The organism is Microcoleus sp. T3_B1 (assembly GCF_036700445.1).
In the GTDB taxonomy this organism is placed as follows: Bacteria; Cyanobacteriota; Cyanobacteriia; order Cyanobacteriales; family Microcoleaceae; genus Microcoleus.
This window is the reverse complement of sequence record NZ_JAUBOX010000034.1, coordinates 66,213-75,217: the sequence shown is the minus strand read 5'-3', so window position 1 is coordinate 75,217 and position 9,005 is coordinate 66,213. Positions and strand designations below refer to the sequence as shown.

The window sequence follows — 9,005 nt, the reverse complement described above, 5'->3', positions numbered from 1 at the left end:
TTACGGATATGGGTTGATTTACATTCTGGGCATTGCATAAATTATTCCTCCTATTCATACTCTAACTCAGCAACGCCAGAGTTCAAAGCTAAAGGGAAAACAACTCAATACTCAGCAATAGATGAGGCGATTAGAACTGCTCAATTCGTCCGCAACAAATGTATCCGTTTTTGGATGGATAATCGCGGCGTAGGGCAAAAAGAGCTGTATCGCTACAACACCAAGCTGAGAGCTGAGTTTCCCTTTGTAAATACTTTGAACTCTCACGCTTGCCAAGTTGCTATTGAATGGGCATATTCCTCAATTGCTCGATTCTACGAAAATTGCAGGAAGTCTATTCCCGGAAAGAAGGGATATCCAAAATTTAAGAAGAATTGCCGCTCGGTAGAGTACAAAACTTCTGGCTGGAAGCTTTCCCCCGATAGACGCTCAATCAATTTCATTGATAAGAAGGGCATTGGTAAACTTAAACTTAAAGGGACGTGGGACTTACACTTCTACCAACTAGACCAAATAAAGCGGGTTAGGCTAGTGCGTCGTGCCGATGGCTACTACGTTCAGTTCTTGGTGAAAATCGAAACTGGAAAACTAGACATTGAGCCGACAGGTAGAATTGTTGGATTAGATGTAGGAATCAAGGAGTTCTACAGCGATAGCAATGGTCATACTGAGCCTAACCCTAAATTTTATCGAGCAGGCGAGAAGCGTCTAAAGTTTCGACAAAGACGTGTTTCTCGTAAAAGAAAAGGCTCTGCCAATCGTAAACGAGCCATTAATAGACTAGGACGAGTACACCTCAAAATAAGTAGGCAACGTGAAGAATATGCCAAGAGACTGGCACGTTGTGTAATCCAATCTAGCGATTTGGTCGCCTAGGTCGACTTGAGGATTAAGAACTTAGTCAAGAACCATTGTCTTGCCAAGTCTATTAATGATGCGGGTTGGTATCAGTTCAGGAAATGGTTAGAGTATTTCGGGGTTAAGTTTGGCAAGATAACCGTAGCGGTCAATCCTGCCTACACCTCTGAGGAATGCTCTAATTGCGGCACGTTAATCAAAAAATCCCTCTCTATGAGAACCCACACTTGCGAATGCGGCTTCGTCTTAGACCGGGATTGGAATGCTGCTATTAATATCCTGAAATTAGCCTTGAGTACGGTAGGGCATACCGGAACTTGGGTCATAGATCCGAACGCTTCGGGAGATTCGACCTCTACCTTGGTTGGAGTAATCCTGCTAGGGCAAGTTGGGTCTATGAACGAAGAATCCTCGCGCCTTTAGGCCGAGGAGTGTCAATCAACTGAAAACCGCTATATCGGCGATTTAGAAATTTTGACCTTCAGTGGTTGGAGCTATCGAACCCGGTTGGTTGAGGAACAGGTTTTTAGCGCCGTCGTTTTGGTAGATACAGTTAATTTCGGGTTGAGCTTCCAGGGGGCCGGTGAAGCCAAAGGTGTTCATGCGATTTTTGCAATCGCGCACTTGGTCTTGGCTGATGAGTTTTCTTTGTTCGAGAATTGCCCAGTTATTGGTTCGCAAAACGCATCCGGGGCGCATACTAGGCTGCGAGATGTAGACGTTGAAGGGATTGAGGGTGACGTAGAGGCGCATATCTGTCACCATCGCGCTTGCTCCAAACTGCACGCAAAGTTCTGGGTTCGGGGCGCTGCGATCGATAAATTCGCGGGATGCTACGTTCTCTGGGCTAATTGTAGCTGTGGAGCTAAAGGCAATGCCAATGCCAATTCCCAGAATAAAGACGGCTGTTAAAATTCCTAGGGTGGCCGAATTGAGGAAAGAGGGTTTACCGGACTGAGGTTGACGCCGCGACTGTCCGCCAAAGGAGCCGGGGTAGTCGGAGTCTTCATCTCCTCGGGATGGGTCGCCGCTGAATCTGTCGTTGTAGGATTTAGGTTTGCGTTTCATATAAGGTTCCGTCAGTTCTGGAGACTCAACAGGTAGTAGTTTGTTATTTTTAACCGATCGCGCCTTTCTAATATTATGGCGCTAGGAAGGTGGTTGCCCAGGGTCCAGGACACCCCCTGTGGGTTTGGTGTTGGGTTCACAGCTCGCGATCGACCAAGGGGCTGCCTTGTCTGAATTTTCAGATTTCAATAAAATAGCTGAAAGTGAGATAGTCTTGCACAGCGGAGGAATCCGGCTCAAGATTGTTGACAAATTTTAACATTTTACAAGTCAGGAGGTATAGATTAGTGTCTGTCGAAATTATTCAAAAGCCTTCCACAGTCCGCAAGCTTGCACCACGCTACCGCGTTCTGCTGCACAATGATGATTTCAATCCTATGGAGTACGTGGTGCAGACTTTGATGGCGACGGTACCGAGTCTGACTCAGCCACAGGCGGTAAATGTGATGATGGAAGCCCATACTAACGGGATGGGATTGGTGATTGTTTGCGCTCTGGAACACGCTGAGTTTTACGCTGAAACGCTCAATAATCACGGATTGAGCAGCAGCATCGAACCTGACGATTAGAACCTGACGGTACTGCAACGGGTTCGCCCAGCCGGTTTCAGATTTATACCGTCAACCCTCATACATACCAAAAAGCCAAGGGTTCGGCCCTTGGCTTTTTGGTATATTTAATGCGGTAGATATGGAAACTTGAAGAGCATAGGTTTTTCGGAAAGGCCGGAAGTGGTTCGGAGCTAGGTGAGCTCTCGCGCCAATTTCAACTCTTCAATCTCAAATCTTTATCAGAGGAAATTAATAACGTCCTCCGCCGCCGCCCCCTCCGCGAGCAAATTTTCCAGGGCCACCGCCGCCCCGGTTGCCACCGCCCCGGCCTTCATCTTCGCGGGGCTTAGCTTTGTTAACTTTGAGGTCGCGACCCATCCACTCTGCTCCGTCGAGAGCAGCAATCGCTGCATCTTCTTCTGCATCTGTGGACATTTCTACAAAACCGAAGCCGCGGGGGCGACTGGTTTCTCTGTCGGTAGGTAGATGTACCCGCTTAACAGTTCCGTATTCGGCGAAGACGGTGGTGATGTCTTCTTGGGTAACTTGGTAGGATAAGTTACCGACGTATATCGACATGAGGAATAACTCCAAAATTTAGACAGTGCGAAGATTTCAGTTTCGGAGAGTCCCCTGCCGATACAGAAGGGCAAGTTTTTAGACAATTCTGTAGCAATGAACAAAGCCTGCAACTGAATCTGATTCACACTTGGTACTTTAACATAGAATAGAGTCTTTTGAATAGGTTTCAGGAGTTAATTAAGTCGTTCAAATTAAAGGTAAAACTTTTAGGGTATTCAGAAACCTGGTTGATGGGTGTGATGTTTTGCCTGCAGTGGAAGCAAAGAAAGTTATGCCCCCCGCTCTCACCGCAGGAAAGATACATCCACCTTGCCAAAGTTGGTACTCAAAGCTAGGTTCACGTTTTCCAGGGCTTTAACTAACCACACCACGCCTTCTCGGGTACTGCATTCGTAGTGACCGAACAAAATTGCCAGTCGCTTTTCTAGGTAGGGCTTGACTTTGCCGCAAATTAGTACGATTTTCAGCAGCAAACCTGTGGTTTGGGTGGGACCGAGGTTTGAGATCAGGTCGATGAAGACAAAGTGGTTGGGCCGCACAGGACTCTCTACTACTAAAAAGTTCAATAACTGGCTGCAAGTTCTGATCATTAAAAATTCATTAAACTTCTGATCGTCGCTGTGGGGCAGGGTATTTTGTAGTTGCTTATACAATTTTTCGTTAAAGAGACGTTTGCCGTAGCGATCGTCGGTGACAGAAGAAATCAGGTATTCGTACAAGTCGTCTTTAAAGGAGTGGTAGGACTGATTTGTGCTGGCGTTCGCCGTGAAACGGCCCGCTAGCTGTCTGTAGGTATCGGCTCCCTCTACTTTTCCGACAAAGTGCTTGAGGGCAAAGAATAGTTCCGGGTCGGTCAACAGGGTCGGGTTTTTTATAGGTTGTATACTTCTTTGAAAGACAATTGAGGTTTCCCGGCGCGCTGTTTGGGCTTTTCTCACTTGGTGAGCCACGTATTGCGAGAGGTTGACCTCAAATTGCTGCTGCTTTTGAGCTTGGATTTTTTTAATGATTTTCTGCTGTTCGTAGGTGCTGTCGTCGCTGAGGAGGCAGTGTTTGTAGAGGTAAGGGTAACGGGGAATTAAGGTTCCGAGGGGAAGGGTAGCTGGGGTTTTGCTGTTGCTGCTATCTTCATTGTTGTGAGTTATGACTTTGGCTAAACGCTGGAGGGTGAGGTACTGTTCGCTTTCGGTAAATTGGTTTACTAATTGGGGGATGGAGCCTCGCCCCCGCGATCGATTGTATCCCAATAATATTTTGGGCGCTTCTTCAAACAGAGCGATCAATTCAGGGATGGCTGCTTGCTTGCTGGGGTAGGTTTGCCAGCGGTTGATCAGGATGTGGCAGCAGCGGTTGAGGATGTACTTGAATTCTTGTTGGGCGTGTTCTGAGGCTGCTATTTTTTCGAGTGCTTCGGCGATCGAGCGATCGGGATATCCGCTACCCTGGATAAACAAAGTGCGAAAGCGGCTGATGAGTTCGGCCGGCTGCTCTCGTTGTACCAACTCCAGCCAGTGCTTGTAAAGTAGTTGTTCTTCTTCGTGGCTTTGTCTGTTGTAGTTGTTCACTGTGGATTAACCCTCCGAGGCTGGGGCAGTAGCTTTCAGCCCTATTAGCTTGATAAATTGGCAAATGAATCGCAATAATTGAGTCAACCGAGCTTCTCGCCGGATGAGGCTTATGGGTAGAAGCTTTCAGCAGCTTAAGCCGATCGATATTGTTTGCTTAGTTAAACTATTTCCCAACAACAGCATGGCATGAATTGTTGCTAATTAGCAAGGCCTAAAATCACCAGAGACTTTGTAAAGTATTGGTAAAGATTGTCGAGTGGTACGGGAGGATTTCTTGGTTGGCTGACGATTTAGTATTAGGATTGTCAAGGTCAATCCGGGTCGGCAGCCCCCAATCAGTTAAATTGGAGGTCGCGCGAGGTAGGATTAGCTGTGAAAATAATTATTTGAAATGTGAGTGCTGGTTATGGTTTGTCGCGTAAGTATCGCCCGACTTGCTGAAATTTTAACTGTACCTTTGCCTGCTGTGCCTGACGACGTTTTGACAGCTTTAGGGACAGGTATTGCCACAGATACGCGCACTCTTGAAGGGGGCGAGGTATTTTTGGCGCTGCGGGGAGACAATTTTGACGGCCATCAATTTGTAGCAAAAGCCAGGGATTTGGGGGCGATTGCGGCGATTGTCGATCGACATTGGCAAGAAGAATTGCCGAATTTTCCGCTGTTGCGCGTTGACGATACTTTAAAAGCTTACCAGTCGATCGCTCGCTGGTGGCGTGACCAATTCAGTATACCTATAGTTGCTGTTACTGGTTCTGTCGGTAAAACTACTGCTAAAGAGTTAATTGCAGCGGTTTTGTCAACGAAGGGAAATGTTCTTAAAACTCAATATAACTACAACAATGAAATTGGAGTACCAAAAACTCTGTTGGAGCTTTCACCCGCACACAATTATGCTGTGATTGAAATGGGTATGCGCGGCCGTGGTGAAATTGCGCTGCTGTCGCAAATTGCGCGACCTACTGTTGCGGTAATTACTAATGTAGGAACGGCACATATCGGGCGATTGGGTTCGGAAGATGCGATCGCCCAAGCTAAGTGCGAACTTTTAGCCGAAATGCCTGCTGATAGCCTTGCTATTCTAAATCACGATAATCATAGATTAATGGCAACTGCGACCGAAGTTTGGCAGGGAAAAACTTTAAGTTACGGTTTAGAAGGCGGGGATTTGTGCGGAGAATTGCTCACTAATGATACAATACTTATAGATGGTATAGAATTGCCGCTGCCGCTGCCGGGACGACACAATGCTGTAAATTATTTGGCGGCTTTGGCGGTAGGAAAAGTTTTAGGTATTGATGGGGAAGTTTTAAAGCAAGGTTTGTCTGTGCAGTTACCGGATGGACGGGCGCGCCGCTACGATTTGCCCGATGATATTATGATTCTGGATGAGACTTACAATGCGGGTTTGGAGTCGATGTTGGCGGCCCTGAGACTGTTAGCAGATACTCCTGGAAAGCGCCGGATTGCGGTGTTGGGAACGATGAAGGAATTGGGCGAAAGGGCGATCGAATTTCACCGACAAGTGGGAATGGCGGCGCGAGATTTGCAGCTTGATGCTTTGTTTGTTTTTGCTGATTTTGAGGAAGCGACGGCGATGGCTGCAGGTGCGGCGGGTTTGCCTTTTGTGGAGATAGGAGATATTACAGCCCAGGATGGGCGGGAAGATTTAGCAAAGCGGTTGTTGGGATTTGTCGAAAAGGGCGATCGTATTTTATTTAAGGCTTCTCATTCGGTTGAGTTAAATCGAGTTGTGGAGAAGTTTAGGGCAGATTTTGCGGGGGAGTAATAGAAAAGAAATTTTGGGGATTTGAAATTATGCGATCGCTTCTAGTCGATCGCCGCCTCAAACTCACGTTTCGATCGTTGATGCGTAGGGTAAGATGCCCATCTGCACCTAAGTCCCGATGCCTCAATATTTTGATAGCCCTCTGGCCTCGATTTCGATATCGGGATCGATCTCAATTATTGAAATTTTGGCATTTTCAACTACTGTATTTCCGAGCATTGTATTGTGCATTGCCTCAAACTTAGATTCATCCTTAGCAATTCGTTCGTAGTGCAAAATTACGTGATAACGCTTTTCAATCGGCTCTCCCGAATCCGAAATTTCCACCGCATCCCAATCTATATTTTGAGAGTCTTCGGCTTGCTGGCGGTAGCGAGATGCTAAATTTTCCAGGGCGATCGCGATCGCGTGTTCTTTCGTTTGTCCGTAAAAATTCATGGTATCATTGGGGCGATCGCTCAGAGATGACGAAATCTGACAAAGATACTGCCCGTTTGATTGAGCGCAAACGTCGATCGAAATTGTACCAGCAGTGCGATCGGGATTTATTTGAGTCATAAGCTGTTCGGCATTTAAAAGACGATAGTAGGGTGCGTCAGTCCATAAGCGTTTCCCAAGTCCTGTAACTATTCTAACTGACGCACCCTACAAGGCTGAAACTCACCACAGCACAAGTTTTAGGAGCCGGGGAAGCATGACCTATTTCAGGATATGTCGAAAAAAAGCTAAAATATCAATTAGTTTTCGTTGCACTTGTCATGTCGGAGAACAAATATGAATTCAGTTGAGGAAACCGAATTGTCACAAATCGTTGACTTGCCACTGATAGGGTCTGCTGAACAAGATCTCTTCTCAGTCGAAGACAATCGAGAGCGTGCTGATAAGCTAAAAGAATTACTTGCCCCTAAGCTTAAAATAATCATTAAACAAGCTTGTGACCAAATTCACCAAGTTTATGGCACAGATGTACTCTCAGATTGTCAGATATTGACTACACCATGGCACAGCCTTGTAGCCAAGAAAACCCGGTCCTTCAAAATAGCAACCGCTGGCTTGGCTATAAAAGGAAAAGGTTGGTATTTCCAACAGAGATTCGAGTGTACTTCTTATAGTTTATTTGTGAATTTTTTTGGATTAAGAGGGCTAGAAAGCAATCCGATTGTTCACGTTCTGAAAAACCATTTAGAAGATGTTACTAGGATTTTGAAGCATGGTAGATATAATATTTCCTCTGATAACATTGCACCGGAAAAATATGGTAAGTTAAAGTATGATGAGTTCATTAACAAACTGCAATTAATTCATGAAGGAGGTAGGAATGGTACTTATATTCAGAGTCCATCCCTAGTTATTCCTATTAAAGACCTAGATGCAGCTCAGCCAGTGATTAATAACTTTGTCGAAATCTTTGCTATCTTTCGTGCTGCAGCAAATGTGTTTCTTGGTGAGGAAGACCGTTTTGAGGACTACCTAAAATGTTTGAGGGATTGGCAAAATCCGCTTCAGGTTCAGGAATCTGTAACTACTACTAGATTATTTCCTGATGAAGTAGATGCAGTAGAAACATTTCGTGAAGGGGCTGTACGGCAAGTTTCAGTCAATGCCTATGAACGAGAGCCTAAAGCTCGACAAAAATGTATTGATTATTACGGTTCTAGTTGCTATATTTGTGATTTCGATTTTGGCAAAACTTTTGGACAACCAGGAAAAGGTTTCATTCATGTTCATCATCTAAAACCCCTTTCAGAAATTGCAGAAGAGTATGAAATTGACCCTATAAAAGATTTGCGTCCTGTTTGTCCAAATTGTCACGCTATGATTCATCGTCGTTCACCACCATTTAGTCTTGAAGAAATCAAGATGTTGTTGAAGTCTGCTCGTGGTTCTACTATCTAATATGTGGGGCTTCCTGAATAAGCCGATCGCAAACCCAGACCACGCAATATGCGGTATATTCAGCAAACCCTAATTACTATCAACGGGGTTTTAAACCCAGTTTTCTAATAAAATGCCTACTGTCGGCGAATCATAGCCATCACAGCATCAACCGTAAGTTCCGGGAGAATACCTAAAACTGGTAAAATATCTGCACCCGAACAGATTATAGGTAGCTCCTCACCCTGCCATACCCAAACTTGTTGGTGAGAGATATCGATTAGCCATGCTAATTGCGTGCCGTTAATGAGGCAGTGGAGGATCTTATTCTGCAATTTTAAAGTGCTTTGATCCGGCGATAGAATTTCAATTAACCAATCCGGTGCGCCGTTAAGTGGTCCGTCTTCATCGGTAAGCCGATCGCCTGCTACAATCGCTATATCTGGTACTGGCGAGTAGGGAAGTACCAAGCAACGCAACTCTGGTATCGCTTCAAATCGATCAGTCCGATCGTTGATATAGTTAACCAAGTTGTGTTGCAGTCGCGAATGAAAAAGGGTTGGCATAGTTTTTTGAACCGCTCGTCCCAGAATAAATTCCCATGCAGGCGAGGATTCAATATCCGGTTGAGCGAGGAAGTCTGTTAGTGAAAGTGTTGCGATCGACTCAATCATATTTTTTTGTCGAACCTCACTGTACTTATTATCTAGATTA

At 45.5% G+C, this 9,005-nt stretch carries 8 protein-coding genes and 1 pseudogene; 4 read left to right on the top strand and 5 right to left on the bottom strand.

From position 1 onward, the window contains the following. Positions 1-36: 36 nt before the first annotated feature. A pseudogene (locus QT990_RS19265) lies at positions 37-1,281 on the top strand (RNA-guided endonuclease InsQ/TnpB family protein). Between the two features lie 42 nt (positions 1,282-1,323). On the opposite strand, the gene QT990_RS19260 reads toward QT990_RS19265, so the two are convergent. Then, positions 1,324-1,926, bottom strand: coding sequence for a DUF3172 domain-containing protein (locus tag QT990_RS19260; RefSeq protein ID WP_333142979.1), 603 nt, complete (start codon positions 1,924-1,926; stop codon positions 1,324-1,326). Between the two features lie 287 nt (positions 1,927-2,213). Here QT990_RS19260 and clpS point away from each other — a divergent pair, with 287 nt between their 5' ends. Next, a complete protein-coding gene (gene clpS, locus QT990_RS19255; RefSeq protein WP_015178019.1) occupies positions 2,214-2,495 on the top strand; it encodes an ATP-dependent Clp protease adapter ClpS in 282 nt (93 codons plus the stop codon). A 231-nt stretch (positions 2,496-2,726) separates the two neighbouring features. Here the strand turns inward: clpS and QT990_RS19250 are convergent, their stop codons facing one another. Then, the gene (locus QT990_RS19250; RefSeq protein ID WP_333142978.1) at positions 2,727-3,056 is read right to left on the bottom strand and encodes an RNA-binding protein; all 330 of its coding nucleotides are present in this window, start codon (positions 3,054-3,056) and stop codon (positions 2,727-2,729) included. Positions 3,057-3,343: 287 nt separating this feature from the next. Then, entirely contained in the window at positions 3,344-4,624 is a 1,281-nt protein-coding gene (locus QT990_RS19245; RefSeq protein WP_333142977.1) for a hypothetical protein, read from the bottom strand. Between the two features lie 409 nt (positions 4,625-5,033). On the opposite strand from QT990_RS19245, the gene QT990_RS19240 reads away from it, so the two are divergent. Then, positions 5,034-6,416 carry a UDP-N-acetylmuramoyl-tripeptide--D-alanyl-D-alanine ligase gene (locus QT990_RS19240; RefSeq protein ID WP_333142976.1) on the top strand — a complete coding sequence of 461 codons (1,383 nt, stop codon included), beginning with the start codon at positions 5,034-5,036 and terminating at the stop codon, positions 6,414-6,416. 123 nt (positions 6,417-6,539) lie between these two features. Here QT990_RS19240 and QT990_RS19235 read toward each other — a convergent pair whose 3' ends face one another. Then, positions 6,540-6,974 (bottom strand): hypothetical protein, encoded by a 435-nt coding sequence (locus QT990_RS19235; RefSeq protein WP_333142975.1) that lies wholly within the window; start codon positions 6,972-6,974, stop codon positions 6,540-6,542. Positions 6,975-7,190: 216 nt separating this feature from the next. Between QT990_RS19235 and QT990_RS19230 the strand changes: the two genes are divergently transcribed. Continuing rightward, entirely contained in the window at positions 7,191-8,312 is a 1,122-nt protein-coding gene (locus tag QT990_RS19230) for an HNH endonuclease (RefSeq protein WP_333142974.1), read from the top strand. A gap of 116 nt (positions 8,313-8,428) precedes the next feature. On the opposite strand, the gene QT990_RS19225 is transcribed toward QT990_RS19230, so the two are convergent. Continuing rightward, positions 8,429-8,965, bottom strand: coding sequence for a Uma2 family endonuclease (locus QT990_RS19225; RefSeq protein WP_333107390.1), 537 nt, complete (start codon positions 8,963-8,965; stop codon positions 8,429-8,431). Between the last annotated feature and the right edge of the window lie 40 nt (positions 8,966-9,005).

What these genes read in the sequence shown, in the direction of transcription:
- QT990_RS19260 (WP_333142979.1), bottom strand. Translation starts at nt 1,926, where the DNA reads ATGAAACGCAAACCTAAATCCTACAACGACAGATTCAGCGGCGACCCA.
- QT990_RS19250 (WP_333142978.1), bottom strand. Translation starts at nt 3,056, where the DNA reads ATGTCGATATACGTCGGTAACTTATCCTACCAAGTTACCCAAGAAGAC.
- QT990_RS19240 (WP_333142976.1), top strand. Translation starts at nt 5,034, where the DNA reads ATGGTTTGTCGCGTAAGTATCGCCCGACTTGCTGAAATTTTAACTGTA.
- QT990_RS19235 (WP_333142975.1), bottom strand. Translation starts at nt 6,974, where the DNA reads ATGACTCAAATAAATCCCGATCGCACTGCTGGTACAATTTCGATCGAC.
- QT990_RS19230 (WP_333142974.1), top strand. Translation starts at nt 7,191, where the DNA reads ATGAATTCAGTTGAGGAAACCGAATTGTCACAAATCGTTGACTTGCCA.
- QT990_RS19225 (WP_333107390.1), bottom strand. Translation starts at nt 8,965, where the DNA reads ATGATTGAGTCGATCGCAACACTTTCACTAACAGACTTCCTCGCTCAA.